The organism is Qipengyuania sp. L-5Y, assembly GCF_056859455.1.
This window is the reverse complement of the sequence record NZ_JBSXOM010000017.1, coordinates 51,711-78,472: the sequence shown is the minus strand read 5'-3', so window position 1 is coordinate 78,472 and position 26,762 is coordinate 51,711. Positions and strand designations below refer to the sequence as shown.

General features: G+C 61.3%; 27 protein-coding genes. 17 read left to right on the top strand and 10 right to left on the bottom strand.

Going from position 1 to position 26,762, the window contains the following annotated elements; genetic code table 11:
* The first annotated feature begins 57 nt into the window (after window positions 1-57).
* The 5 genes from AC13F2_RS01950 (at window position 58) to AC13F2_RS01930 (ending at window position 2,318) form a co-directional block, all read left to right on the top strand.
* Window positions 58-465, top strand: a complete 408-nt coding sequence (locus AC13F2_RS01950) for a hypothetical protein (RefSeq protein ID WP_230832554.1) — start codon at window positions 58-60, stop codon at window positions 463-465.
* Between the two features lie 118 nt (window positions 466-583).
* Window positions 584-1,009: an organic hydroperoxide resistance protein gene (locus tag AC13F2_RS01945; RefSeq protein WP_230292596.1), complete on the top strand. Its 426-nt coding sequence runs from the start codon at window positions 584-586 to the stop codon at window positions 1,007-1,009.
* Complete coding sequence (locus AC13F2_RS01940; RefSeq protein WP_046903469.1) at window positions 1,006-1,476, top strand: MarR family winged helix-turn-helix transcriptional regulator; 471 nt, start codon at window positions 1,006-1,008, stop codon at window positions 1,474-1,476. The genes AC13F2_RS01945 and AC13F2_RS01940 overlap by 4 nt, the downstream gene beginning before the upstream one ends.
* A gap of 129 nt (window positions 1,477-1,605) precedes the next feature.
* Complete coding sequence (locus tag AC13F2_RS01935) at window positions 1,606-1,875, top strand: hypothetical protein (RefSeq protein WP_046903470.1); 270 nt, start codon at window positions 1,606-1,608, stop codon at window positions 1,873-1,875.
* A 65-nt stretch (window positions 1,876-1,940) separates the two neighbouring features.
* Window positions 1,941-2,318 carry a hypothetical protein gene (locus AC13F2_RS01930; RefSeq protein ID WP_063612560.1) on the top strand — a complete coding sequence of 126 codons (378 nt, stop codon included), beginning with the start codon at window positions 1,941-1,943 and terminating at the stop codon, window positions 2,316-2,318.
* 422 nt (window positions 2,319-2,740) lie between these two features.
* Here the strand turns inward: AC13F2_RS01930 and AC13F2_RS01925 are convergent, their stop codons facing one another.
* The 3 genes from AC13F2_RS01925 to AC13F2_RS01915 form a co-directional block, all read right to left on the bottom strand.
* The gene (locus AC13F2_RS01925; protein ID WP_087910621.1) at window positions 2,741-3,199 is read right to left on the bottom strand and encodes an ion channel; all 459 of its coding nucleotides are present in this window, start codon (window positions 3,197-3,199) and stop codon (window positions 2,741-2,743) included.
* 71 nt (window positions 3,200-3,270) lie between these two features.
* Window positions 3,271-3,816 (bottom strand): sensor histidine kinase, encoded by a 546-nt coding sequence (locus AC13F2_RS01920; RefSeq protein ID WP_230292598.1) that lies wholly within the window; start codon window positions 3,814-3,816, stop codon window positions 3,271-3,273.
* A gap of 417 nt (window positions 3,817-4,233) precedes the next feature.
* Window positions 4,234-4,896: a TetR/AcrR family transcriptional regulator gene (locus tag AC13F2_RS01915; RefSeq protein ID WP_230292599.1), complete on the bottom strand. Its 663-nt coding sequence runs from the start codon at window positions 4,894-4,896 to the stop codon at window positions 4,234-4,236.
* Window positions 4,897-5,009: 113 nt separating this feature from the next.
* Here AC13F2_RS01915 and AC13F2_RS01910 point away from each other — a divergent pair, with 113 nt between their 5' ends.
* Together AC13F2_RS01910 and AC13F2_RS01905 are read left to right on the top strand one after the other, a co-directional pair.
* Entirely contained in the window at window positions 5,010-5,831 is an 822-nt protein-coding gene (locus AC13F2_RS01910; protein WP_063506712.1) for an IS5 family transposase, read from the top strand.
* 463 nt (window positions 5,832-6,294) lie between these two features.
* Window positions 6,295-7,809, top strand: a complete 1,515-nt coding sequence (locus tag AC13F2_RS01905; protein ID WP_063612715.1) for a mechanosensitive ion channel family protein — start codon at window positions 6,295-6,297, stop codon at window positions 7,807-7,809.
* Window positions 7,810-7,830: 21 nt separating this feature from the next.
* Here the strand turns inward: AC13F2_RS01905 and AC13F2_RS01900 are convergent, their stop codons facing one another.
* Genes AC13F2_RS01900 through AC13F2_RS01875 form a run of 6 tightly spaced genes read right to left on the bottom strand, consistent with a single transcriptional unit; the run spans window position 7,831 to window position 16,658 of the window.
* Window positions 7,831-9,312, bottom strand: a complete 1,482-nt coding sequence (locus AC13F2_RS01900; protein ID WP_482599924.1) for a phospholipase D-like domain-containing protein — start codon at window positions 9,310-9,312, stop codon at window positions 7,831-7,833.
* Between the two features lie 29 nt (window positions 9,313-9,341).
* Window positions 9,342-9,731: a hypothetical protein gene (locus AC13F2_RS01895; protein ID WP_230292602.1), complete on the bottom strand. Its 390-nt coding sequence runs from the start codon at window positions 9,729-9,731 to the stop codon at window positions 9,342-9,344.
* Window positions 9,732-9,763: 32 nt separating this feature from the next.
* Window positions 9,764-10,996: a patatin-like phospholipase family protein gene (locus AC13F2_RS01890; protein ID WP_158246558.1), complete on the bottom strand. Its 1,233-nt coding sequence runs from the start codon at window positions 10,994-10,996 to the stop codon at window positions 9,764-9,766.
* A complete protein-coding gene (locus AC13F2_RS01885; protein WP_053833465.1) occupies window positions 10,983-12,470 on the bottom strand; it encodes an efflux transporter outer membrane subunit in 1,488 nt (495 codons plus the stop codon). The genes AC13F2_RS01890 and AC13F2_RS01885 overlap by 14 nt, the downstream gene beginning before the upstream one ends.
* 3 nt (window positions 12,471-12,473) lie before the next feature.
* A complete protein-coding gene (locus AC13F2_RS01880) occupies window positions 12,474-15,614 on the bottom strand; it encodes an efflux RND transporter permease subunit (RefSeq protein WP_160728978.1) in 3,141 nt (1,046 codons plus the stop codon).
* Window positions 15,615-15,617: 3 nt separating this feature from the next.
* The gene (locus tag AC13F2_RS01875; RefSeq protein WP_482964126.1) at window positions 15,618-16,658 is read right to left on the bottom strand and encodes an efflux RND transporter periplasmic adaptor subunit; all 1,041 of its coding nucleotides are present in this window, start codon (window positions 16,656-16,658) and stop codon (window positions 15,618-15,620) included.
* A 109-nt stretch (window positions 16,659-16,767) separates the two neighbouring features.
* On the opposite strand from AC13F2_RS01875, the gene AC13F2_RS01870 reads away from it, so the two are divergent.
* The 7 genes from AC13F2_RS01870 to AC13F2_RS01840 all read left to right on the top strand — a co-directional run bounded on the left by AC13F2_RS01870 (window position 16,768) and on the right by AC13F2_RS01840 (window position 22,451).
* Complete coding sequence (locus AC13F2_RS01870) at window positions 16,768-18,120, top strand: NAD(P)/FAD-dependent oxidoreductase (RefSeq protein ID WP_482964127.1); 1,353 nt, start codon at window positions 16,768-16,770, stop codon at window positions 18,118-18,120.
* A gap of 462 nt (window positions 18,121-18,582) precedes the next feature.
* Window positions 18,583-18,753 (top strand): CPBP family glutamic-type intramembrane protease, encoded by a 171-nt coding sequence (locus tag AC13F2_RS01865; protein ID WP_230292605.1) that lies wholly within the window; start codon window positions 18,583-18,585, stop codon window positions 18,751-18,753.
* 154 nt (window positions 18,754-18,907) lie between these two features.
* Complete coding sequence (locus AC13F2_RS01860; protein WP_482964128.1) at window positions 18,908-19,837, top strand: ArdC family protein; 930 nt, start codon at window positions 18,908-18,910, stop codon at window positions 19,835-19,837.
* Window positions 19,838-19,851: 14 nt separating this feature from the next.
* On the top strand, window positions 19,852-20,292 hold the full coding sequence (locus tag AC13F2_RS01855) for a hypothetical protein (RefSeq protein ID WP_482964129.1): 441 nt from the start codon (window positions 19,852-19,854) through the stop codon (window positions 20,290-20,292).
* Between the two features lie 219 nt (window positions 20,293-20,511).
* Window positions 20,512-21,471, top strand: coding sequence for a DUF2493 domain-containing protein (locus AC13F2_RS01850; protein ID WP_482964130.1), 960 nt, complete (start codon window positions 20,512-20,514; stop codon window positions 21,469-21,471).
* Window positions 21,472-21,516: 45 nt separating this feature from the next.
* A complete protein-coding gene (locus AC13F2_RS01845; RefSeq protein WP_050599525.1) occupies window positions 21,517-21,786 on the top strand; it encodes a hypothetical protein in 270 nt (89 codons plus the stop codon).
* Between the two features lie 266 nt (window positions 21,787-22,052).
* Window positions 22,053-22,451 (top strand): single-stranded DNA-binding protein, encoded by a 399-nt coding sequence (locus AC13F2_RS01840; RefSeq protein WP_006832472.1) that lies wholly within the window; start codon window positions 22,053-22,055, stop codon window positions 22,449-22,451.
* Between the two features lie 67 nt (window positions 22,452-22,518).
* Here AC13F2_RS01840 and AC13F2_RS01835 read toward each other — a convergent pair whose 3' ends face one another.
* Window positions 22,519-22,785 (bottom strand): DUF6437 family protein, encoded by a 267-nt coding sequence (locus tag AC13F2_RS01835; protein ID WP_230292609.1) that lies wholly within the window; start codon window positions 22,783-22,785, stop codon window positions 22,519-22,521.
* A gap of 344 nt (window positions 22,786-23,129) precedes the next feature.
* On the opposite strand from AC13F2_RS01835, the gene AC13F2_RS01830 reads away from it, so the two are divergent.
* The 3 genes from AC13F2_RS01830 (at window position 23,130) to AC13F2_RS01820 (ending at window position 26,716) form a co-directional block, all read left to right on the top strand.
* Window positions 23,130-23,351, top strand: a complete 222-nt coding sequence (locus AC13F2_RS01830) for a hypothetical protein (protein ID WP_230293779.1) — start codon at window positions 23,130-23,132, stop codon at window positions 23,349-23,351.
* 730 nt (window positions 23,352-24,081) lie between these two features.
* On the top strand, window positions 24,082-24,414 hold the full coding sequence (locus AC13F2_RS01825) for a hypothetical protein (protein WP_482964131.1): 333 nt from the start codon (window positions 24,082-24,084) through the stop codon (window positions 24,412-24,414).
* Window positions 24,404-26,716, top strand: coding sequence for a type IV secretion system DNA-binding domain-containing protein (locus AC13F2_RS01820; RefSeq protein ID WP_482964132.1), 2,313 nt, complete (start codon window positions 24,404-24,406; stop codon window positions 26,714-26,716). The genes AC13F2_RS01825 and AC13F2_RS01820 overlap by 11 nt, the downstream gene beginning before the upstream one ends.
* Window positions 26,717-26,762: the final 46 nt, after the last annotated feature.

The window sequence follows — 26,762 nt, the reverse complement described above, 5'->3', positions numbered from 1 at the left end:
CCTGGAGACGACGGGTGGCACATCGAGGTCAGCTTCGCTTATGAGAAGCCCGACTTCATGGAGTGGCGGGCCAATGTGCACCGCAAGGGCCGCGCCCTGTTGATGCTGTTCCTATTCTCGGATGTGGGTATTCACGATTCCTCAACGCGCATTCGGGTCGGCTCGCATATCGATACAGCGCGACAACTCGCACCGGCCAAGGAAGCCGGTCTGACCCTTCGAGAGTTGGCCTCGGACGGATTCGCCGGATCGGCCCATCGCCTGGAGCAACTGGCAACGGGTCCGGCCGGCAAGGTGTATCTGTGCCACCCTTTCCTCGTGCATTCTGCATATAAGGATTACGGTAAGCAGCCGCGCTTCATTGCGCAGCCGCCACTGCTACCGCGTGAGCCGATCAGTCTCGAGCGTTCCGACAATAGCTACTCGCCGGTCGAGAAGACTATTCTGAGGGCTTTGGGCAGGTGACGCGGTCAGAATTTGACGCAAAGGCGTGTCTGCCAGCATGACGCGCCTTGCAAATTATATATTGCGCACAATATAATTGGATACTATTTATCCTGCTGTCTAACCGTAAGGAGCTAACATGAAAAATTTCTACAACACTCGCGTTAACGCCTATGGTGGCCGCGCCGGAAAGGTCAAAAGCGAAGATGGCATTCTCGAGCTCGACCTCGCTCTACCGAAGGAACTCGGTGGCAAGGGCGACGCGACTAATCCCGAGCAACTCTTCGCTGCTGGTTATGCGGCTTGCTTCGAAAATGCCGTGATCCATGTAACGCGGGCACAGACCGACAAGGTGGGTGACGACGACATTGAAGTCTCCTGCCAGGTCGGCCTCTTGCCGAATGGTAATGACGGGTTTAATCTCGCTGTCACACTGGATGTCGAAATTGCCGGGGTCAATCAGGCAAAGGCTGACGAGATCGTGAAGAACGCCCACGCTGCTTGCCCCTATTCCAACGCAGTTAGCGGAAACGTCGATGTGAAAATTAATGTGTTCGCCCAATGAATGACGGGGTGGCAGCAGCACAGGACCCGCGCGATCCCTTGTTGCTCGATCGACAGGTTTGCTTTCCCCTTTATGCTGCCACCAACCTCCTCAGCCGCCTCTATGGCCCTGTTCTTCGGGAGCTGGGTCTCACCTATCCGCAATATCTGGTCATGCTGGTATTATGGGAGAAAGAACCCCAGACGGTGGGCTCCCTCGGCGCGCGGCTTTACCTCGATAGCGGAACTCTCACCCCTCTGCTGAAGCGTATGGAGGCCGCCGGCCTGGTTCGACGAACACGCGATCCGGAAGACGAGCGCCGAGTGGTTATCGAACTGACCGAGAGTGGAAAAATACTGCGCAACCAGGCAGTGTATGTTCCCGAAACCCTCGCGAGGGGGCGCAAATCCGAAGGGATTGACGAACTGCGGGACAGCGTGCGCAGGCTTGTCGAACTGCTTGCGGAGCAAACCGGCTCGAAGAGGTGAAGCCTCTCAGCAGGTGTCGCACGTCTGCGAGGATTGCCTGTCCGATCTTCGTGGGGCGTCCACTGGGACGCTTGGCGATAGTCGAGCGACCTTGCGATGCAGTTCGTTTCCTCTCGCCCGCCCGCGTAAATGAGGACTGCCGACCCGACTTTACAGACCTATCTCGACCGCAATGTCGCCGGTGCCACTCTACTGGTGGCACCCGAGACCGGACAGCCAACATCGGGCGATCCGATCGAAATCGTCCTGACCGGCCCCGACATGTTGAAGCTGCAAGAGCTGTCGCAGGACGTGCAGGCGCTGCTGGAAGACGAGGTTGGCGTAGTCGACGTTCGCGACAATCTCGGTAGCATCAAAGGTGAGATCGCACTTCAGCCAAACCGCGAGGCTTTCCGATGAATCGGCAAGGTCAGAGACGTCGAGCCGTTCCACCGACCTGGCTCTTGCCGATATCCCGTTCAACCATGGCCGCCGCATTTCTGGAGAATGGCCAGGCGCGGACCCTGTGGCTGTCGGGCGTTCACCGGAGAAGTGCCACGAAGGCCGATGCCAAGATCCTTGCCGGACAGGATCTGGACTATTCGCTCGACCCCTTTGATGACCAGAGCTTCTACCGGTCGGCCGCGCGTTCGCGCAATGCCGCGCTGGAAGTTACCGTGGGCGTGTCGCCCAAGGCCTCGCGGGTCTGGCTTGGCAAGGCAAATTCAATCGAAGGGTTTGCCGCTTCGGCGGCGCTGCTCATCAACGCTGTCGCGGCCGCGAAGCAAGGAACCGCCGAGCCATTCCGCTTTCTCGCAACCCCGGTGCAGGCGCTCGACCCTGCACAAGTCAAAGGCGGATAAAGACCGAACCCAGGTCGCTTTGTTGCCACCGTTCGAGATGTCCTTAAGCCCAATCCATCTCCGTTAAGCCGACTAATCCTATTGTCCGATATGGGCATCGCTCCGACGCCCTCGAACCGACGTCCGCTTTCGGAACGTAGCCCTCAATGCTCGGATGACTGGGATGAGAGGGCGAAGCCGACCTGAGCGCATGCCATGCGAACATCTGCTTCTGGCGAACCGCCGAGTTGGTGGTTAGGACCGACATTAGAGTCGCAACCCGCCATTCCACTTTTGACCATCCAGTCTACGCAAGCGCCAAGCCCCAGACTATTTGTCGAAACCCGGGCGGATCGGCGTTTTCTACTTGGACAAGGCGATGCGGGTAGAGTGGGCAGGCACAATCGTTTATGCTAGCCAAAGTGAGCCGGTTCTGTACGAAGTCATTCTGCCGTCGAAATGTGGGATCGCGTCGAACTGCCTTTCTCCTCGCGCACCTGACCCACGAATTCGAGAAGAAACGCAGTGCTCAAACCGAACATGACGAGGCCGTTGGCAGCCACGATCGCAGACAGCAGCCGCACATCCTGCGAGAGGATAACGTCGCCGAAGCCTAGCGTCGTCAGGGAAACCGTTGCGAAATAGAGCGCCGGTTCCAGCGCTTCGAAGGCACCCAATACAATAAACAGGCCCGCCCAAATCCAAGCCGCCAGCGTGATAGCGAGCAGCATCCATATCGTAGAAGCGGCAAGAAGCAAGGTCGCTCCAAAGCGTGTTGTTCGCGTGCGAGGCGGCGTGAAGCGATCATCGACTGAGAAGGCTATTGCGGCAAAACACGCTTGCATGATGATGGTAAGTGCAACGGTCACCGTTCCGATCGCGAGTTGAGCGACGATACTCATCGTTGATGATCCTCAATTTTATCAATTTGATTTACTCCTCCGATTATTATCAGTCTGCAGTGGAGTCTCGCTCATTCTGAGCTTCTACCCGCCGACAACAGCACGACTTGCACATGCAGTCCTCGGCCCGGCTTGGACCGGAACGAGACGGAGCCGCCTATGGCTTCGGCAAGTCCGCAGACGATCGCTAAGCCAAGGCCGGCTCCGCCCGTCTGTCGATCGCGTGACGGATCGAAACGGGCATAGGCCGTGCCTAACGTCAGTTGTTGGTCGGGCGCAACTCCCGGGCCATCGTCCTCAAACGACCAGCAGGTCTTACCGCCATCCGAAACATTCCTTACCGTGACGGTCGAGGCGTGGCGCAGGGCATTATCGACGAGGTTATCAAAAATCCGTCCGAGCGCGGTGGGATCACCCAGCACATGGCTTGCCGGCGAAAGGTCGAGGCCGATGCGGTCCTCATCTGAATGCAGCGCCAATAGATCACCAGTCAGAGCCGTAAGGTTGACCTCCACCGTCGCCCAGACCGCGGCGTCGTTCTCTTTATAGTAAGAGGGCGACGCTGCGCTTCGTGAAAGTTTTGAGGTCAGGAGAGAGGCTCCCGACCGGCCCGTCATGGAGAAAACTCATGGGCTCCGCCGCGAACCCGAACTGCCCGATCATCTCGATATCGCACGAGAAACGCCGGACTCGTTACCGACCGGCGAGTTCGCGATTTTCGACGATGACCCGGATGAAGCTGCGCGCGCATCGGCCTTGCGGCGACGGATGCAAGGGCTGGCGCGACAGGCCTCGCAACCCCGACGACGGCATTGATCTGTAGGAGATCGTGATGCGAAGCGTTACTAAGGGTTTATCGAGACGCTCGGGCGGCGGTACGCCTCTGGCAGAACATTGCTCGACGAGATTCCAGAGCACATTGAGCCGGGGCCATCTTCTGGACACTCCGATCACGATGAATCCGAAGGATACTGAAATATCTTTAGGTTCAAACCAATGCAACGAAGTTACTGATTTATAAGATATGCGCCAGCTTACCGCCCATTCGTCGAAAAGACGACGCCAGTGCGAAGTGCAGCCATCACGAAATCAAGTTCCTTGTCCAGGCTGACGGATTGGCTGCCATGATATTCGGGACCCATGCCCCTCAGTATTTCATAATTCGGCAAGGAGAATAATAAGTCGAAGACTATCTTAGCGATCGCCGGGAAGTCTGAGAACGCAATTTCTCCGTTTGCGTAGCCGTCCTTTAGAATTTGGTTCATAACGCCGGTAACGTCAGCCACGGCTTTGGCCCTGATCTTGTTCTGCAAATCGGGGCGGTAATTGGCAAGCCATGTCAGCAAGGTCTGTATGCCGCGGCCTTCTGCGGTGAGCGAGGCTTCTAGAAATTTATGCGCAACGGCTTCGAGGCGCTCGCGAATGGGGCCATTGGCAGGAAGAGTGCTCACCGGACGGATGTGCTTCGCAATACCATAGTCCATCGTCGCACATAGCAGTTCATCCTTGGATTTGTAGCGTGCGTAAAGTGTTCGCTTCGATACGTGGGCCGAAGCGGCGATCGCGTCCATCCGGGACGCATCGAGGCCCTTAGCGATAAATTCCTGCAGCGCTTCCTGCAATATGTGCTCGCCTAGTTTCTCGGCCTCCTCTTTTGAAGGACGACCGCCGCTTGAGGTTCTGCGGGGAAGTGACATCTATTCTCTCAGAGCCTGACCCGAAACTAAGTTGGGTGATATCAGCGAGTTAGCTTGACGGCCAAATCCAGGGCTGATTCAGGAGTTTTGCGAAGAACTTCTGGAGATCAGTGATGTGGACCGATACCACCCGTTCGCAGTATGCGCGCAAGGGGCTGGCTTTGCCAAGCGATTTGACGGATACGGAATGGGCGCTTCTGGAGCCCTTCTTCCCCGCACCATCCGATACTGGTCGTCCGCGCAAATGGCCGATGCGGCGCGTGGTGGAGGCGATCCTCTACCTTTTGCGTGGCGGCCTGCCGTGGAGGATGTTGCCGCCCTGCTTTCCACCAGTCTCGACAGTTCAGCGCTGGTTCTACCAGTGGCGCGATGCGGGTCTGTGGGAACTGATCAACCATTACCTGTTGCAAGACCTTCGCACTGCGCAAGGCCGGGAGGCATCGCCCAGTGCAGGAGTGATCGACAGCCAGTCTGTCAAAACCACCGAAAGCGGCGGTCCGTGCGGCTATGACGCAGGCAAGAAGATCAAGGGGCGCAAGCGCCACATCATCACCGATACCGACGGCAATCTGGTTCATGGCATGATCCACACTGCCGACATCCAGGACCGCGATGGTGCTCCGCTGGTGCTGGCCGAGATTGTTACATCCTTCCCGTGGCTACGGCATCTCTTCGCCGATGGCGGTTATGCAGGACCGAAACTGAAGCGCGGCATCGCCCGTCTCGGACAATGGACCATTGAGATCATCAAGCGATCCGACAAGGCAAAAGGCTTCGAGGTCCTGCCTCGGCGCTGGGTCGTCGAGAGAACCTTCGCCTGGCTGGGCAGAAACCGCCGCCTCGCTAAAGACTTCGAGACCACCATAGCATCAGCCCGGAGCTGGCTCTTCACCGCGGCCGTGCAGATGCTCACTCGCAGACTGGCAAACCTATGAACTTACGCCAGATAGTTTCGAGTCAGACTCTCACTATTGCATTGGTTCGGCCATCTGATCTGCTGCCCAGTAGGACGAGGCCTTTGTGGTATGGCCAGGCAAAGCTCCGCAGCGGGCAACGCGGACTAATGATGCCCACATGAACGCTTGCCTGCCGCAACGGAAAACGGCATGGTACCGGTGAGTTTACTTTCTTTCATCGCCGGCGCCAGCAAAAATGGCCTTTCCCCCAAGGCAATCTCTCCGATCGATCAGTGAGCCGAGCTTTAGCGGTTGGAATGCAATCTCTGTCTTTCGTAGGTTCGTAGGGTTGAAGCCATTGCGGAACTGCGATGGCCAGCGCCTTCCAGATAATATCCCGATCGGACCGATATCGGTTCTCCGTCTTTCTGCCCTTTTATTGCTGGTCGCCTGCGCCGCCTTAACACCGGCTTCCGCTCAAATCGCTCCTGTGGCGGAGCCGATGGCCGAGCAGGCCGCTGAAGTGGCTACCGACCCTTTCGGTCGCGAGACGCCGCGTGGAACGGTGACCGGCCTGATCAGCGCCCTGGCGGCGAAGGACTACACGAGGGCTGCTCACTATTTCCACCTGTCTGCGGAAGAGGATGAGGCTCAACTTGTCGATCAAGGAGCGATCTGGGCCACCAAGCTGCAAGCCGCGCTCGACCAACAGGGGACGCTCCTGCCTTTCGGTGCCTTGTCGAACGAAGCGAGTGGGCGTCTCGACGATGAACTGCCGGCCGACACCGAAGAGGTAGGCAGGCTCGGCGGCGAGGAAAGTCTGCCGATCCTTCTCACCCGGACCGACAGCCCTGTCGGCAGCGAGGTCTGGGGGATTTCGCAGGAGACCGTTGAAGCTCTCGAAGCAGTGTCTGTGGCGGCGACAAATCCGGCTGAACCGGAAGACGGTGAAAGCGCCGAGGTGGCCGGAGCCCCGCTGCAGGACTGGGCTCTCTTGCTCGGGAGCGCAGCCGGCAGTTTCTTTCTCTACTGGCTTATATCGGCCGGACTTCTGGCCATCATGCGGCGTTTTGTGGCCGACCGCGAGAAAAGCGCGATCTACCGCTTCACGCAGGCCGCCTTGCCGCCGCTCAGCCTGTTTCTCGCAGTGGTGACCTTCCACCTGTGGACGGGCAGCATCGAGGCGTCCATCGTCGCGCGCCAGACCTTGCTGCGCTATATCGGTATCGTTGGCTGGGTAGCGCTTGCTTGGTTTGCGCTGCGCCTGGTCGATGCCATCGCACGCGTTGCTAGTGCCCGGATGGAACGCCGCCAGCGGCGGCAGGCAGTGTCGGTCGTCGTCCTGTTGCGGCGTACGGCAAAGATAGTGCTCTTCCTATTGGCGACGGTAGCGGTCCTCGACACGCTGGGGGTCGATGTGACCACGGGCATTGCCGCATTGGGCATTGGCGGCATCGCCTTGGCGTTAGGCGCACAGAAGGCCGTGGAGAATTTGATCGGCAGCCTGAACGTCATCGCAGACCGCCCTGTTCAGGTCGGAGACTTCTGCCGCGCGGGAGATATTGTCGGCACCGTAGAGGATATCGGTATGCGCTCGACGAGGATTCGCACGAATGAACGCACGCTCGTCACCATCCCGAACGGTGATTTTTCCTCCCGCGAGATCGAAAACTTCGCCAAGCGCGACCGCTTTCTCTTCAATCCCACGATCGGCGTCGAATACGGTATCTCCGCAGGCCAGCTGCGCCGGGCCGTGGAGATTATCGAGCAGATCCTGCGCGATCACCACCTGATTGAAAAGGATGGCCTCCGTGCTCGATTTGCTCATTTCGGCGAGAGCTCGCTGGATATCGAGATCTGGTCCTACATCATGGTTGCCGATTACGCGGAAAGCCGACTGATCCGGCAGGAACTGCTGCTGGCCATTTTCGAGAGGTTGAAGGCAGCCGGTCTCGCTATCGCCTACCCGACGCGGACGGTCCATTTGGTGACCCAGGAGAATGACGTCGGCGCGTAGGTCGCCGCGCCCAGATGGTATTCACAGCAGCCAATCGATCGGCGTTTTGCTGAGAAGGCGAGTGAGCACTCGCGACCACCATGTGGTTCCAGGCTCGGCCAGTTCACATTGACGGACATCGTCGCGCATGTCCATCCAGTTCAGTCGGCCTTTGTCATCCACGACGATTTTGTAGGAGCCGGACGCGATCATGGTATCGAAGGCGTGGTGCATCTGTGCCGCCAGATTCTCACTCTGGATGACGATCCCGAGCTCAGTATTGAGAGCGAAAGAGCGCGGATCGAAATTGAAAGAACCGACAAAGACCCGACGGCCGTCTACAGCGAACATCTTGGCATGCAGGGTGGAATTCTCGTTTGTGTTGCGCGGCGAAGGTCGACGCAGAGATTTGCGGGTGGTCTTGGGCCGGTCTCCAGGGGCAGGCATCTCATACAGACGCACCCCCGACTTCACGAGAAAATGCCGATGCTTTGCATATCCGGCATGAACCATAGCGACATCGGTCGAAGCAAAGGAATTGGTCAGGACGCGCACATCGACCCCGTTGCGTGCCATTTGCGCAAAGGCCCTGGCACCTGATGAGGTCGGCACGAAATAGCCCGAAACGACGAGCAATTCCCTTTCCGGTTGACCGATGAGACCCCTGAGGACGCTAGCCATGAGATCGCCTTGACGCGATTGTCCGAGAACCTTGGCGGGCCGATCGCTGACCAGCTCGACGGGCACCCATTCGAATTCAATCCGTCCGGCCCGCGCACGCTCTAGCAAAACAGATCCGGCGGCACGGCTTAGATAATCGGTCGCGGAGGGGCCGGAAACTGACCGCGTGAAATCAGTTGCCCCGCTTGCCGCGTACTGCTTCGGATCTTCCTTCACGATGCAGTCGATTTCGACTGCAGCGGGAAAATTCCAGAACGCATCGAAACATTCGGAGACTTCTTGCACCACCGCGCCTACGCAAAGCGCATCCACATCGGCAAAAATCCCCTGCTCTCGGTTGGCGAAGTACTCGTCTCCGACATTACGCCCGCCGACACAGGTTATCTGATTGTCGACTGTAAAGCTTTTCGAATGCATCCTGCGATTGACGCGGTGGAAATCCAGCAGGAAATCGAGCGGCTTGAAGTGTCGGTTTCGAAACGGATTGAAAATGCGGATTTCGAAATTGCGGTCGCTGGCCAGCCAGCGCAATTTGCGGTCGAGGCCGGGAATGCCGTTATCGTCAACCAGCAGACGGACCCGTACACCCCGCGCTGCCGCTCTGCGCAAGTCTTCCAGCAGGAGATTACCGGTCAGATCGTCGCGCCAGATGTAATATTGCAGGTCGATCGATCTTTCGGCCGCGGCGATGAGTCGAGAGCGGATGGCAAACGCGTCTATGCCGTCCTCGACAAGTGCAACGCCCGTCAGGCCGGGATGGCCCACCGCGTGCTTAGCGACACTTAAGCCGATTGCGGAAAGTGCCGTATTTCCGAACGCATGAGAAGCTGCGCGCTGTATCATGAACGGAGGGTGCCGGTCGCGCATCCGCGTTACGGTGCGCTGTCGGGAGGCGTTGTCTGCGACGGAACAGCAGGGCCAATGTCCGGTTCTGTTCCGGTTAGTGCAACCGACCTGTTGCACAGCTTTCTCGTCATCTTTCGGTCGCGAGTCGGGTCTGTCACGACCGCGCGACCCGAAGTCTGGCCACGCATCCCCATGAGACCGCAAGGACCGGGATGGTCGCCGCCTTCCGCTTGCGGATCGGTCACGGCCTGTAAGACACGCAAAGTGCCGTGCTCGGCATCGCGACACGCCAGCAGCACGCGCACGCCTTTCATCGCCAGGTGCGGGGCGATCTCGTAGCCGGTGCCGCTATTGGCGCCGTTAACGACGGCCGGCCGTCCGGATTGATGGGGGATATCGGAAAAGGCGAAGCTCATGCGGTATGTTCGTCCCGGTGCCATGACGGGCGCTAATCCTCGGAACTCGTCGTTTCGGGCACGGCTGATGCGACAGTGTCCGGATCCGACGATGGCGGACTATCCTGCCATGCCTGTGCCCGACCGCGCTCCACGCCATAGTCGAACAGCGTGCGCATATAATCCTGCTCGAAAAGATCGTGCTCGTCCGCGTCGAAGTCCTGCTCGATAAAGGTCAAGTGATATCCGGCGCCGGTCGATCTCGCCCAGACATAGGCCGAGGCCACACGGTCCTGGAGGCTGGAGAAGAGCATCACCTCAAGCGTCCGCTTGGCGATGCTGGAGAGACCTGCTTCGATCAGCTCGAACTCGCCTGCCATCTTGCCGTTGACCAGCAGATACAGCTCCGTTGGGGACTGGCTGTCCCGCAGGATCTGGTCGTTCGCGACCGGCGGAGCGGCCATCAGGGTCGCAATGGTGCCGCCATCGACATGGAGTTCGCTGATTCGCTCTCCCTGCGCTTCCATCTCGATCAGCACCGGGGGGAACTGCACCGGGACGGAGCTGCTGGCGAGCAGGATGCGCCGGAAAAGGGCATAGCGACCGGGCGCATCACCGGCCGCGATCGCTCCCATGTCCCAGATCGCATTGCCGGGGCGGTCGAGGCTGACGGTGCCGACGAACAGGCGCCGGCCCTTGCGGTGCTCTTCGCCGATGGCATCGATCACCGCATCAGTGGCGAAGCGGGCGATTAGAGCCTCGAGCGGCCCGGTCGTCGCGACGCTGGTCGAGAACGGGATCGCCAACGCGAAGCGGTCCTTGTAAATGTCGTCGGGCGTGATCTCGGTATAGGCGCGTTTCAGCTCGTCGTCGTAGTCCGGCCCGAGCAGCGCGAAGGGGGCGATGAGAGCCCCGGTGCTGACTCCAGTGACCACGGCAAATTCAGGTCGCTTGCCGGTTTGCGACCATCCGTTGAGAAAACCCGCACCATAGGCCCCGTCATCCCCACCGCCCGACAGCGCGAGCACGCGCAGTGGCTCGCCCGGCGGTGGCGGGGCGATCGAGATCTGTGTCAACAGGTCGGGGGAATTGGCCCAATGGCGGATTTTCGGCGAATCCGGCGCGTGCGCGGCTTCGATCTGCGCGGCCTCGAACGGTTGCCGGTCGAAGCTGGCACAACCGCCAAGCAGCAATGCGGGGCCGAGCACTCCCAGGACGAGCGTTCGCACCAGGTCGATGGCCTGTCCCGGCATCATGGTCAGGCGGAGTTCTTTACGGGTTCGCATCGCCATCCTTCTCGGAAATCTCTGGGGGATCAGCCTCCGGCGCGTTCCAGCTTCCGCCGAGCGCCAGATTGAGCGTGACGAACTGCTCGCGTTCCATGCGCTCGATCGTCGCCAGATCGCTGCGCGCAGTGATCGCCTGCTGCCGGATCTGCAACACGTCAAGCAGGCTGCTTTCGCCGACCCTGTACCGCAGATCCTCGATCCTGAGCGCTTCCTCTATCTCGCGCACGCGGATGACGGCCGCGTCCCGGCGGCGGCGAAGCACCACGCCGCTGTCGAGCGCGGTTTCCACCTCCTCGAAAGCGGCCAGCGCGGCGCCGGCATATTGCGCGATCGCCGCGCGCAGTTCGGCATCGGCAATGTTTTCGCCGGCAGCCAGCGCGCCGCCCTGGTAGATCGGCGCCGCGACATTGCCGCCAATGCTGAACAGGGTCGCGGTAGGATCGAAGATATTTTCAAGGGCGTCCGACACCGCGCCCGCCAGCCCCGTGAGCGACAGGCGCGGCAGGCGCGCCTTGCTGGCCTGGTCCTCGGCATGCAGTGCGGCGGCGACGCGCCGCTCGGCCGCGACCAGATCGGGCCGCCGCTCGAGCAGCGTCGAAGGCAGCCCGGCAGGCGGCGGCGTTGGCATGGGCGGCAAGTCAATTCCCGAGGCGAACTCGGCCGCGGGATAGCGCCCGACCAGTAGTTCGAGAGCACGGATCGCCTCGCGCCGCGCGCCCTGTGCCCGTGCGAGAGCCTCGCGCGCCTGTTCGAGATTGGCGCGGATCAGTGCCAGATCGCCATCCATCGCGACGCCCTCGCGGACCTGCAGACCCACCAGGCGATGCAGATGTTCGAGCGTATCAACCGCTTCCTCGGCCAGCCCCACCTGCCGCGAAGCCTCGATCGAGACCAGATAGGCGCGCGCCACGCCCGCGGCAATCGATTGCCGGGCCGCGAAATAGTCGGCGCGGGCAGCCGCCTCGTTCTCGAGCGCGGCATACCAGCCATCGCTGATCCTGCCCCACAGGTCGATTTCCCAACTCGCCTGCGCCAGTCCCAGAAAGCTGGTGCTGTCATATTCGATGCTGGACGGCACCGGCAGTCCGGCCTGCCCGCCGATTTCGATATCATCGATCTCGATATGGCTGCGCGAACCCAGGCCGACCGCCTGAACGGCCGGACGCAGCCCGGAACGCGCCTGACGGGCAAGTGCTGCGGCGCGCTGGACCTGCGCCGCGGCGGCCTGAAGATCACTGTTCTTCTCCTGCGCTTCGGCCACGAGCGCGGCGAGGCGCGGGTCGCCGAAGGCGGCGACCCATCCGTCCGCGACCGGCCCTGCGGCATCGGCGACTGCCCGCCAGCGTTCCGGCAAAGGCGGCAGGGCCGCGCGGGCGGGTGCGACCGGACCATCGCCGACCCTGTCGGGATGCGAGCAGCCTGACACCAGCATCAGGCCGAGCAACATGGCGGTGAGAGGGACGATGCGCATGGTTCAACTTGCCCCCTGTGGCTCGGCTGCGGTCTCGTCAGGGCCGATCTTGAAGAAGATTGCATAGAGGACCGGCACCACGAACAGGGTCAGTACCGTCCCGAAGGCCAGCCCGAAGGCCAGGACCACGGCCATCGCCTTGAAGAAGGCGTCGAACAGCAGTGGGATGACGCCGAGTACCGTCGTCAGCGAACTCAGGATGACCGGGCGGGCGCGATCATAGGCTGCCTCAATGATGGCATCGAAACGCGGTTTACCCTCGCCGATCTCGATATCCATCTGATCGACCAGCACGATCGCGTTCTTGATCAGCAGGCCCGAGAGCGAGAGCACACCGAGAATGGCGATGAACTCCATCGCTATGCCGGTGATGAGCAGGCCGATGGTTACGCCGATGATCGCCAGCGGCACGATCATGAAAATGATCACCGGCTGGCGCACTGCGTTGAACAGCACGATTACCACCAGCACCATGCCGATGACACCGAGCGGGACCACGCCAATCAGCGAATCGATCGCCTCGGTGCTCGTTCCTTCCTGGCCGTCCCATTCGAAATGGTAGCTGGAAGGCAGTTCGATCGCCTCGACGTCTCCGCGCACGCGATCGAGCAGACGGTTGGCGGTTTCGCCCGGCGCGGGATCGGCCTGGGCGTTGATTGCCCAGCGCTGATCGATCCGCTGAATCTGCGAATGACGCCAGCGGGTCTCGAAACCGTCGATCACTTCCTGCAGCGGAAGCGAGGCGCCGCTGGCGCTGAACACCTGGATTGCTTCCATGTTCTGCGCGTCGCGCGTTTCGCTTTCGGGCGAGCGGGCGATGATCGGGATCAGGTCGTCGCCCTCGCGGAAGACGCCTATCGGACGGCCCGCGAACGTGCCCTGCAAGGCCTCGGCCACGTCCTCGCGGCTGACGCCAAGGCGACGCGCGCGCGTTTCGGAATAGAGCGGGTGGATGACCGGCACCTGCTCGCGCCAGTCATCCTTCACGAGGATGGCCGCTTCGTCCTCGGCGAAGACATCCTTGGCCTGCTGCGCCAGGCTCTGCAGAACCGCCGGATCGGGCCCCGAAAACTGCGCCTCGATCTTCGAGCCGCCACCCGGCCCCAGTTCGAACAGCCAGACCTTGGCGCGCGCTTCGGGGGCGTTCTTTTGCAAATAGGCATGCACATCTGCCTGCAGCCGCTCGAGCGTCGAGGCGTCCTCAACCCGCAGGATCATCTGGCCGAAGGAGGATGTCGGCGCCTCGGGCTGATAGACCAGCTTGTAACGCAAGGTACCCATGCCGACCACGGTCTGAACGTCAGTAACGCCGTCCATCGTCGCCAGATCCTCCTCAATCTCCTCCAGGTCGGCATTGGTCCGCTCGATATCGGTGCCCGCAGGCAGCCAGTAATCGACCATCAAATGCGGCGTGGTGGAGGCGGGAAAGAAACCCTGTTCCACGAACGCGAAGCCCACAAGGGAGACGGCGAACAACCCCCCGGTCAGGCCCATGGTACGCCAGCGATGGCGCAGCGCGCGCGCGAGCCATTCGCGATAGGCGGTGCCGATCCGGCCGGCTTCGCGCTGCGGGGCGGCCTCGTCCTCGAGACCGTCGTGGCCTGCATCGAATCCTGTCTCCCGATCAGTGCCGGAAGCGGCAGCATCCTCCTCCTTCTCGAACAGCCAGTTGGCGAGAAAAGGCGCTACGGTGACCGCGAAGAACCACGAGAACAAGAGCGAGATCATCATCACCCAGAACAGGTGATTGGTGTATTCGGCGACCTGCCCGGGGGCGAGGCCGATCGGGGCGAAGGCGATGATGCCGACCAGCGTGCCTCCTAGTAGCGGCCACAGCATCTGGCCCACGATCGCGCGCGCCGCCTCCAGCCTGTTTTTGCCCTGCTTGAGGCCGACGAGCATCCCCTCGACCACGACGATGGCGTTGTCCACCATCATTCCCAGCGCGATGATCAGCGCGCCCAGCGAGATGCGGTGCATCGGTATCCCGCCGGCATTCATCCCAGCCAGCGTCGCCGCGACGGTGAGCATGAGCACGGCGCCGATGACCACGGCCGAGCGCCAGCCCATGAAGATCAGCAGCGTGACCACCACGATGACGAGCGCCGTCGCGACATTGATCACGAAATCGCCGATCGCGTCCGACACCACCTTGCCCTGGTGGTAGAATTCGTGGATCTCGATGCCGATCGGGCGGTCGCTCTCGCTCGCGCGCAGCTTGGCTTCGATCGCCTCGCCGACCTCGACCACATTTGTGCCGGTCGCATTCGAGATGCCCATGCCCACCGCCGGCCTGCCATTGTAGCGCAGGATCTGCATCGGCGGATCGACATAGCCGCGCGTCACGCGGGCCAGATCGCCCAGTCTCACGACCGCGCCTTCCTGGCCGGTCATCACCGGCAGATCGCGCAATTCCTCGACCGAATCGATCTCGCCGGTGGGAACGATCTCCAGACGCTGGTCGCCGACGCGCACGCTGCCCGCTGCGACGACGGAATTCTGCTGTGCTAGATCCTGATAGACGCTCTGCACCGACAGCCCCAGCGCCGCGACCCGCTCGCGCATGATCTCGACATAGAAGGCCTCGCGTTGCTCGCCCGACAGCACCACCTTGCCCACACCCTCCACACCGCTCAGGTCGGTGCGCAGCTTTTCGGCATAGTCGTACAGCTCGGCCGGCGAATAACCATCGGCGGTTAGCATGTAGAAGATGCCGAAGACGTCGCCGAAATCGTCGTTGACGATCGAGGGACCTGCCCCGGGCGGAAGCAGCCGGGCGGCATCGGCCACGCGGTTGCGCAGCTTGGTCCAGACGATCTGGAGCTGTTCCTTGTTGCGCCCGAACTCGTACTTGATCTCCACCTCGATGCGCGACTGGCCCGCCTCGGAGGTCGAAACAATCTCCTTCACCTCCTGCATCTGCCCGATCTCCCGCTCGAGACGCTGGGTGACCTCGGTGGCGACCTCCATCGGCGATCCGCCAGGATAGGGTGTTACCACGACAGCGCGGCGGATGGTGAACTCGGGATCCTCGAAGCGCGGCAGCGACCCATAGGCCGCCATCCCGGCAACGATCGTCCCGATGATGACGAGCAGGATGAGCAGGCGATTCCTGATCGAGAAGACGGCGGGATTAAACGACATGGCTCAGTCCCGCTCGTAGGGGCGGACTTTCATCCCCTCTTCGAGATTGGCGAGCCCGGCGGCTACGATCAGGTCTCCGCGGCCGATGCCGGCAGTTACAGGCAGCATTCCGCCTGCTCCCTTGCCTACGGTGACGCGGCGCAGCGCGATGGCTCCGGTCCTGCGGTCCACGCGCCAGACGAATGTCTTTTCGTCACGCCCAACGATCGCTTCCAGTGGCACAGCCGGCATCTCGGCATCATCGGTATCGAGCTCGACATGCAGTGTTCCCGTCATGCCCGGCAGGATCAGCGCGCCGGAAGGCGGATCGAACAGGAACGTCGCCTCGTAGGTGAGCGACTGACGCGTGGCGTCGGTGGCGAACGAGCCGAACCGGGCCGCGAACCGCCTGTCGGGGAGACTGTCGAGCGCGATCGCCGCGTTGATCGGGGCCCGCTGCTCGGCATTGGCAACGATGGACGAGGGAACCTGGACCACCGCCTTGGCGGAACCGGCGGTCTGTAAGGTCACGACCGGCTGCTGCGGCGAAACATATTCGAACGGCTCGGTCAGTCGCCTGGCCACGCGGCCCGAAAAGGGCGCCCGCAAGACGGTCTTCTCCAACTGCTCGCGCGCATTGTCAAGTTCGGCTCGCGCAGTGTCGCGCTGCGTTTCGCGCTGAACGTGCACTGCCCGCGGAATCGCGCCTTCGCCGACCAGCGCGTCGGCGCGGCGGAATGCATCCTGTGCCGCCTCGTACTGTTCGCGTGCCTGGACGAGCTGGTTGCGCGCGATGGTCTGGTCGAGCTGCGCGATCACCGTGCCGGCCCTGACGAAATCGCCCTGATCCACCGTTAGCCGGACGATCTTGCCCGGAACATCGAAGGTTAGATCCGAAGATGTGCTTGCCTCGATAATCGCGGGAAATTCATAAGTCCTGGCTTGGCCGCCTGTCGCCACGGTGTAGAGTTTGACGGGACGCCGATCGGCCTCCTCCGGAACGGGGGCGTTGTCACAACCTGCGATCAGACATGTGAAAATGAGCGAAACGAATATGCGCAGCATGAAGGGTTTGGGCCCAAAAACGGTTCGGCGCGAATCAGACTTTGACATGCGCCCAAAATGGAAACGAATAAGTTTACATATCATCGCTCGTCGCAATAGGAAGACCCAATTGCAAGGCCAAACGCTTTCGCTGAACCTGTCTCATCCCGAATCGGCGAACCGCCCCCGGGTCGTCATCGTCGGCGCCGGTTTCGGCGGCATGGCTGCAGCGCGCGCTCTTCGCGGCAATGCCGCGGAAGTGACGCTGATCGACCAAACCAATCATCACCTGTTTCAACCGCTGCTATACCAGGTCGCGACTGCGGCGCTTTCCCCGTCCGATATCGCTACGGCCAATCGTGTGCTGATGCGCGGTGGGTCAAACCTAAGTGTGTTGATGGCGGAGGTTACAGGCGTCGATATCAGGGCGCGCTCGGTGCTGCTGCGCGATGGGCATCGGTTGCCATACGATTATCTCGTACTCGCCACGGGATCGGCCTCGAGCTTTTTTGGACAGGACAACTGGCGCGAACACACGCTGGTTCTCAAGACGATTGAGGATGCGCTTGCCATCCGCGCGCGGTTGCTGGAAGCGTTCGAGCGGGCCGAGCAGTCGACCGACGACGCAGAGATACGACGCCTCCTGACCTTTGCTATTGTTGGGGGCGGCCCAACTGGCGTGGAACTGGCTGGGACCATCTCCGAACTCGCACGCGCGACTTTGGCGCGCGATTTCTCTCGCATCGATCCGCGCGACACGCGTGTGGTCCTATGCGAGGCGGGCGTCCGTTTGCTGTCGGGTTTCGATCCCGCGCTTTCGACCTATGCGACCGAAGCTCTAACCTCGATGGGGGTGGAGGTGCGGATTGGCACGGCCGTCGAGGCAATCGATCCCACCGGCGTGGTGCTCGGTAGCGAGCGGATAGATACCGGAGCCGTGCTGTGGTGTGCCGGCACTGAGGCCCGTCCGGCTGCTGAATGGCTTGGAATCGATGGGGTCCGCAACGGGGCTGTAACGGTCCGGTCCGATTGTTCGGTGCCGGGTCATCCAAACATCTTTGCGATCGGGGACGTCGCAAGTTTCGAAGCAGGCGGCGACGAGCGCTTGCCGGCTCTTGCACCAGTTGCCAAGCAGCAGGGCACATATGTCGGGAAGCTGCTCGCGGCCCGTATCGCCGGTCGGCGCGAGCCCGGCGCCTTCCGCTACCGCGACTATGGTACCATGGCGGTGATCGGGCGCTCGCGTGCGGCGGCGCAATTCGGCAGGCTCCGGCTCACGGGATTTCTCGCCTGGCTGGTCTGGTCACTTATACATTTGATGCTGCTTGTGGACTTTCGCAGCCGCCTGGTCGTCTATGTCAACTGGGCTTGGGCATGGTTTACTTACGGACGCGGGGCGCGGTTGTTGACGGGATCAACCACAAGCGATGCCCGGCAGCCGCCGCTCAGCGACCCAGAAAGCGGGCGGCCCGATGACAAGTAGCGGTCTCAGCCAATATTCAAATAGTTGACCATGATGAAAGCATGCTCCCGCACCGCCATCTAGGACCATTCGAAGGCTCGCCTGGCCTCGCTATCCATCACCTGCAAGTTGTCGCGACCTAGCTTGCACTTGATCGCAGGAAGCGCTCGAAGCCAAACCGCATCTAAGATCAGCGTATCTGTCTTTGGCGTCGATCTACCTCAGTTGACTAAGCAGCGGTAGGCATGGCGGTCGCATGAAGACCGAACGGCTTCGGCGACACTACGTCATAGCTCTCATCTTCCCTGGAAACCCGGCTAGCGGCGAAGATATCGCGTTTCAGCTCACCATGCCGGGTTTGGAGGAGGAGCTCTTCTATCGTGGCATCCTGCTGTTCGCGCTGGATCAGGCTTTCACCGGAAGGAGACGGTTCCTCGGGTCGATTGGGGATGGGGCGCGGTCCTGTCGTGCTTCCTGTTCGGATTGGCACATGCCTGTGGCTTCTCGGACGACAGCTTTGCCTTCGATCCCATCACGATGGCGCTGACGGCAATCCCAGCCTTTATCGCGGTCTGGCTGCGTTTGCGCACCGGAAGCCTGCTCCTGCCGGTTCTGCTTCACAATTTCGGCAATTCGCTCTCGTTCATCGTGTGAAGATGTCTTCCCGGAATGCCCGCTTCCGGGATCAGCATTCTGCCCGTAAAATGACCGAATTTAGGGCGCATAGCGGCAATAATTAACAAGAGGGGAGGGAGCTTTGCTCTTCCTGAACCGGGGCATGTCCGTTCCGGCGATCAGGAGAACTCCCATGAAAAAGTCCCGCCGCACTGCATCGACTTCGCCTGCCGCGCGCATCACCGCCGCCATTATCGAAAAGCTCGAACAGGGCACAAAGCCGTGGGTCAAGCCGTGGCGCGGCGTGCCAGTCTCCCGTCCTTTGCGTTCTTGCGGAACGCCCTATCGCGGAATGAATACCTTCTGGCTGTGGATGGTGGCCGATGGCTGTGGCTACACCTCGCCATACTGGATGACCTACCGCCAGTGCCAGAAGCTTGGTGGACAGGTCCGCAAGGGCGAGAAATCGACCATCGCGATCTTCTACAAGAGCTACACGAAGGAGATTGAGACCGCCGAAGGCGAAGCCGACACCGAGAACCGGCGCGTGCTCAAGGCCTATGCTGTCTTCAATGCCGACCAGTGCGATGGCCTCTCGGAGTTCTACCATCCCAAGCCACTGGTTGCCACGCTTGAGCCCGAAGGGCGCGAAGACCGGCTTGATGCCTTCTTCGCCGAGATCGGCGCAGACCTGCGCCATCATGGTGCCCAGGCCTATTACGAGCCGCTGCGCGACCGGGTCACCATGCCGCCTGCTGAACTCTTCGAAGCCTATGACCACTATTACGCGACACTCGCGCACGAGCTGTCGCACTGGACGGGGCATTCCTCGCGGCTCGATCGCGATCTCAAGAACCGTTTCGGCAGCGACGCCTATGCTGCCGAGGAACTGATTGCTGAGCTGTCCTCGGCCATCCTTGGAGCCGAACTGGGTCTCCCAGTTACCCACCTCGACCATCACGCCAGCTACATCGCGTCCTGGCTCGAGATCCTCAAGTTGGACGAGCGCGCGATCCTGACCGCTGCGGCCAAGGCCGAAGAAGCAGCCAGCCTGCTGCTCGAACTGGGTGGTCACCAGTCCAGCAAAAGCGAGGCCGACATCGATCTCGCTGAAGCGGCCTGAGCGGGAGACTGACGATGGGACGTTCCGTCAGTTATCCGACCGGCTCAGTGGTGGCCTTTCGCCTGCTTGAAGACGGCGAAGACGACGATATCGACTGGGTCTACGAGTGCCTCGTCGACGAAATCATCGATGCCGCGAAGGCGGTCTTTCCCTCCTTCGAGCGTTTCGATGGATGGCGCGGCCGCGAGGATCGTATCCTCCTGCGCAACGCCTTCGCCGATTGCGGCATATCGACCTATTGCGGGCTTGCCGCGATCTGGCTCGTCGAACGCGACGATCCCCGATACTGGGAGGCCGATTTCTGCATACCGCGAACAGCACGGGCACGGCACTGGCTTGGCCAGGTGTCGGATAGGTTCATCGACCTGTTCGGTGAACTGCGCCTGGTCGGGCGGTTCTCGAATGGCGAATCGATCTTCGAGCGCTCCCGATCCGCATGCGCCACCGGGTCCTGATCCTGCCTCGTCCCTGTCCGCCGGGAGAGGCCCCTGGGCCGGTCGGGGCGCGCCGCAACCTGCGGCCCATCGGCCCGTGTTGCCCGCGCCAGCCTAGGGCCGCAGGTTTCCCGCTACGCGGTGCGCCTTGCCCCTTTCCCCGGCCCTGATCGGGCTCCGGCGGACAGGGACGAGGCAATGGTGCCTCCTCTCCTTGTCCCCGCGATCAGGAGACACCCCATGTACGACAGCTTCATCGACCAGTTGAGCGGCCTTGACCTTTCAGGCCTCAGCATCAGGCCGGCCCCATTCAACGAAACCGACTTTCCCTGCGAGGTCGCGATCGAGCAGACGCTTGGCGCCGTATGGTCCGACCTCTTCACGATGTTTTCCGACACGGCCCTGGAAGCTGATGCCGAGGACATTGCCTGGGGCGTGGTCAATCTGTTCCACCGCGCAGCTAGCCGCAAGTCGGCTCAGCTTGATCGGGCCGGCGACGAGATCCGTGTCCTCCTCGCATCGGCCGATGGCTCCGAAGTGCATTCGAGCAATCTCGAAGAGCAGGTCGAGCGCGCGCAGGCTGCCGAAGCCAGCATGCTGGCCTTCGAGCAGATGCGTGAGGCGGCGGCAGCACTATACCGCGACGAGACCGGTTCCTCGTGGAAGCCCGTTTCGGGCTCGCGCACGAGCCATTCGCGCCACCTTACCTCGGCTGTGATCGATGCCCGCGATTTCCTCCGCGCTCGCGCCGAGAACCGCCGTCACGCCCTTATCCCGGAAGGAACTCCGGTCGTCTTTGCCGGTGGTCGTCAGAGCTTCGAGAGCGTCGAGGATGCACGTGTTTATGCCGACAATATCTGGGCGACGCTGGACAAGGTTCGCGATGCGGTTCCCGATCTCTTCCTGGTCCATGGTGGCGACGGCAAGGGTGCCGATCGCCTCGCCGCCAGCTGGGCTGAGCGCCGCGAAGTACAGCAGCTGACTTACTCGCTGGATCGTCGGCTTGGTGCCCGCGCCGGGTTCAAACGTAATGAGCAGATGCTCTCGCTCAATCCGCGTTATCTCGTCGCCTTTCCGGGCAATGGCGTGACCGAACGCCTTGTGATCGATGCCAAGACGCGCCGGATCACCGTGGTCGATCGTCGTGGCCCGTTGGGCACCTCTCCGGCTCCTGAGGGGCCCTTCATCATCTGCATCTAAATTGCCTGGATGTGCATTCGGCGCCGACCCGACTATGGACCGGTCATGCAACTTGACGATCTGCTGCAGCGCTACTTTGCCACCACTGACCTCTCCGGAGTTGCTCCCGACGCCTTTGCAGCCGGCATCGAGCACTGCCGGGTCGATCTCGGCCTTGAGGAAGACCGGGGCAAGCGCTTTGCACTGTGGTCGTTTCTGCACATGTTCGGGTCCGCCCCCGATCTCGATGTGGCTTTCGAGAACGAGGAAGACCGGGAAGCTGCGCGCAACTTCATGGATCTCCTGGCGGCCTCGGAAGGCGATGTAGCAGGCTGATTACGGCAGGGTCTTGGCACCTTCAGACCCGCACCCGATACCCATCCGGCTTTCTTCGCGAACAGTCCTGAACCAGGTCAGCTGAGGACGGCAACCCGTTCCTTTCCGGCCGTGTTGGCAGCTGCGCTGCCTGCCCGCACCACCCGTCATGAACAGGTTCCCCTTGGAGCTTCGCTCCTGCGGTGCAGTCCTCCCATGCCCTGCTTCTTCTGGATGTTCGCAAGCCGGAGATGGTCTCCGGTTTGAGGAACTGAAGGAATATCATCATGACCAATATCGCAATCCTCACCGGACGCATCGCTCGCGATCCGGAAACACGCGAGACCAAGGGCGGCACCAATGTCACCGGGATTACCGTCGTCACCGATCGCCCCGCACGCGACAAGGACGGCAAGACCTACAAGGACGAGAACGGCTATACCGCCAAGGAAAGCGAGTTCCACCGGGTGACCTGCTTCAACGGCCTCGCCAAGACCGTCGGCCAGTACTGCTCCAAGGGCCAGCTGGTCAGCGTCCAGGGCCGCATCCACTACACCCAGTGGGAGGACAAGGACGGGGTCACCCGCTACGGCACCGAGATCCTTGCCGACAAGGTCGACTTCCTCTCCCGCGGTAACGGGTCGAGCGACGACAACGACAACACCGACGCTCCCGATATCGACTGACATCGATGCCGGTCGTTCCCCTTACGAAGAGGCTCTGCCGCGAGCGGCAGGGCCTCTTCTTCTGTGGTTACTGGGATCCCGGCGCTGCATTCGAAGCACGGGTTGAACCGCGCGCCGTCAGTTTCTCGATCGTGGCATCCTCGCCGAGTTTCCCGAGTTCTTCGGCAACCTTCCTCAGGCCCTTCTTCGAGAAGCTTTCGAGGCCGCTTCCCAGGATGATTTCGCCGAGTTCCTTGGCCGCTTGCACTTCAAGTTCGCGTTGTTTGGCGTCGAGCGCCCCGCGGTCCGCTTCGAGTTTTTGCAGGGCTGCAATCGCGCTCCTGTTTCGGGGCATGTTTCTTGTCCTTTTCCCCCTCGCTTCTGCTCCCCGGTTGTTTCCATGCCCGCGTCACCGGGGTGTAGGAAAGGCAATTCGCACCCAGCAGACGTTCGATATTGGGGCAGAGGTGGTGGGTCCTGGCTCACGGTTCTCCCAGCATGATGGCCTTGCGCCTCCCGCCTCAAGGACGGCGGGGCCCCACCATTTTGCCCGCCACCGGATTGCATCCGGCAGCGAACAAAATCGTTACCCCCACCGCCGCTTTCGCGGTCGCCCATTCGGGCGATCCCTGACCCGGGATGCACAAGACCATCGCGCGCACCTCCTGTCGTCTCACGACAGAAATCAGGAGGATTATCATGGCTTATTCGATGCATCGCGCCCTTCCGTCTCGGAGCTATTTCGAGGCTCTGGAAACAGCCGAGAAGAGAGCGCTGCACAGCTTCTTCGATCAGCACGTTATCGAGGATGACGAACTCGGGTACTTTGCCCTCGACGAGGGCGACTACAACATATTGCCAACGCATCTCGCAGCGCGGGTGGTCCACACGGTCCACGGCGGCATGCTCGACGAGTTCTGAGACTATAGACAGGGCGGGAACCGGGAACGGTTCCTGCCCTTTTTTCTTGTTCGCCGGGTAGTCCAACCAAGCACAAGAACCCCGTTCGGTCGGTTGCTCTGACGGTCGCCCACCGCAATGCGGCGGCGCCCGATAAATGGAGCGGGGCTGTGGACGCACTCTGTCCCGCGCATCTTGCGATGCGTTCCTGAGGGTGCGACGTAATTTGTTCTTGGGCCCCGCGCGCACTTGCGAACCGGCACCGGGTCGGGCGGCGGGAAGCTGGGCACGCGACATGCCCCGCTTGCCTTGCTTCCCACGCGCCCTTGGCCGCTGCCTTTTTCGCAGGTGCTGTCTTTGGCTGGAGGCGTCGAAATGCTCTCGATCTGCATCCGAAGAGGTGCCAGGCCTGGTTGCTCGCGCTCCAACATGGCGATCGGGAAAGGTCGTCCTTGATCAATCCCCCTCATTGTCTGGACCACCTCGCGCGCTTGGGAACAAGGGAGCACACCCTACCCCGCGATTTCGGGATTTATCTCTCTGTTATTGATGAAGAATATGGTTTTGGGCGAAATCAACTCGTCTGCGAGTAGAGCGGCTTCGCGCTGATCCGCAGACAACTCGCATCTCTCTACAACGCTGAAAGATAGTCCGAATCTTTCGATTGACTGCGAGTTGTTCACGATTTATTCTCATCGTCACCTTCCGCAAGGTGAGCCAGGTTCCGTCGGCCCGACAAGGAACCTGTTTCATGACCCGACAAGATCGGCTTCAGACATTCGTATCTCTCTCCGTTGGTAACTGGGTTCGCCAGTGTGCCGCGGACCATGGCGTTAGTGTCAGCGTCTTTATCCGTGACCTCATTGTCGCAGCGTGGCAGCGCGATAACGAGGCGAAGGACCGCCCAGCAGGGCTCGATCCCACGCGCCAGGCTATCTTCATTTCCGTGGCGCTCGATGCGCTTCTGGCCAGCCATTCTGACGCGAGTTTGCGCGACCGTACCCACGAGGCGTACAGACGACGCCTCGAGCGTCTTGGCCTCCCCGTCAACGCGAGCATGGGAGGCCATTCCCATGAAGCATAATCTCCTGAACTTCACCCGCGGGAGCCAGCTGCTCGGCCACTTCGGTTTCATGTTTGCAGCGGGGCTGAAGGGTCCACTGATTGTCACCGGCTTGGTTGCAGTCGGCACCTGTTATTGGGAAGTGCGGTCGGCTCTGAGTGATCACCAGATCTACTTGGTCTGGATGCACATCTACGCCAGTCTCTATGCCTTCATGGAGTTCGATCCGGCCAAGCTGGTCAACCTGGAATTGCTTGACGGCGAACGGGTCGGCCTCCCGTTTGCTATCGTTCGCGAATTCCCGCCGATGCGCGAAGCGGTCGAGGCGTTTCGTACGGCAGTGAAACAGGGATTGCTGCTCTCGGCGGTACTGCTGATCCCTGCCTTCGTGTTCTTCTGGTGGTTCGCCGAGCGCTTTGGCGGGCGGTCGAAGGAACGAAAGCACGAGCGCGGCGCAATGCTTGTTTCGCTCGACGAACTCGAAGAAGAAATCGAGCGTCACAACAAGGCATTCCGGGCCGAAGAACTGGGACGCAAGTTCGGCCGGAAGTGGCGGCTTGCGAGCTCGTCGGCGCTCGCCGAAGCGGGCCACTACCAACCCGCACATCTCGCCGGCGTGAGCTGGCCGTGGCGGCTCGAGCAGAGCCACGCTATGCTCATTGGCACAACCGGAACCGGCAAAACCGTGGCGCTCACCGAACTTGTTGCCGAAGCGCGTGAACGCGGCCAGCGCGCGGTCATTTTCGATCTCACAGGGGCATTCATTGAGGCCTTCTACGATCCCGCGCGCGACATCATTCTCAATCCTGTCGATGTGCGGTGCCCACTGTGGAGCGTGTTCAACGACTGTACGACGGAGGCGGAGTTTCATGCTGCCGCTGAAGCGCTCGTGCCCCATGACGGGGGTGGTTCAGAACAGTTCTGGGTGCTCGCGGCACGCATGCTGTTCGTCGAGATGTGTCTCCATCTTGCCCGCACCGGCACAGCGACCAACGAGGCCTTGGCTCGGCGGCTGATGACCGCTGACCTGTCCGAAGTTCACAAGCTGATGCGAGGAACGATGGCCGATCCGCTGACCGCCCCGGAAGCGGCCCGCATGGCGGAATCGATCCGCGCGGTGTTCAATGCGAATGCGAAAGTGCTCAAGCTCTTGCCCTCATCCGGACCGCGTTTTTCGGTCCGTGACTGGGTCAAAGGCGACTGCCAGGCAGGCTCGATCCTGTTCCTGTCTGCCCGCTATGTCGACATGAGCATCTCCTCGCAATTGCTGACGCTGTGGCTCGACACGGCGATGAATACGCTGATGACGCTCGAGCGCACCCAGGACCTGCGGATGTGGTTTCTGATCGACGAACTAGGCGCCCTTCACCGACTACCGGCGCTTGAAAAGGGGCTGCAAACCGCGCGCAATTTTGGCGGTGCGATCGTCACCGGGGTGCATGCGTTTGCCAAGCTCAAGGAAGTCTACGGCGAGAACATGGCCATGACATTGTCCTCGCTTGCGCGAACCAAGCTCATCCTGGCGACGGCCGATCGCGAAACGGCGACCTGGTGCTCCGATTTCATCGGCCACCGGCAGGTGCGCGACATGGAAGAAGGCTACAGCTACGGGTACAACAATGCGCGCGACGCAGTCAGCCTGACGCCGAGGCGGCAGATCGAGCCATTGCTCCTGCCCGACCAGTTCATGAACCTTCCGAGGTTGTCGGCCTACATCAAATTTCCTGATGGATTCCCCGCTGCGCCGGTTTCGCTCATTCCGCGCGCGCGTGGCCGTATTGCCGAAGGATTCATCGCCCGCGAGAAACCGCTCATAAGGCCTGGCCAGGGTCCTGCGGCAACTACGCTCCAAGCAAAACCGGGTTCCAAACCGAATGACGAGCATCCCGCCTCGAATGATGACGGTGCCGGTAAGCCCGTCGACTCAAAACAGCTCAAACTCGATCTGGAGGGGCAGCGCCGTGTCGCCGATGAACCGCAAGATCGACAGGAGCGTGTGTCGCTTGAAAAGCTGAACGCAGGGCGCGCTGCTGGTGATCTTGGTGCCGAAACCCGCTTCGATGCTCATCGGGATGCGGGGCCATCGCTACCTCTCGCTGCTGTGCAAACCAGCGAGGATGCTCCAGCAGTGGGCGCGGAACAGCATCCGTCCGAACCAGGAACCGCCGGTGATGACGCAGCTGGAAAGGGCGGTTCGACGCCACGAGGCCGTGCGGCGGATAACGGACGCCAGCCTGTCACACCGGTCGAAAAAGACTTGCGTGAAGGTGCGGTCGCAGATCCCCCGGAAAAGGATTTCGGTGAGTTCGAGCCCGACAAGTGAAGGACAAATGGGGAGGGACTACCTGGCAGCGAGGGGAGCCGTGATG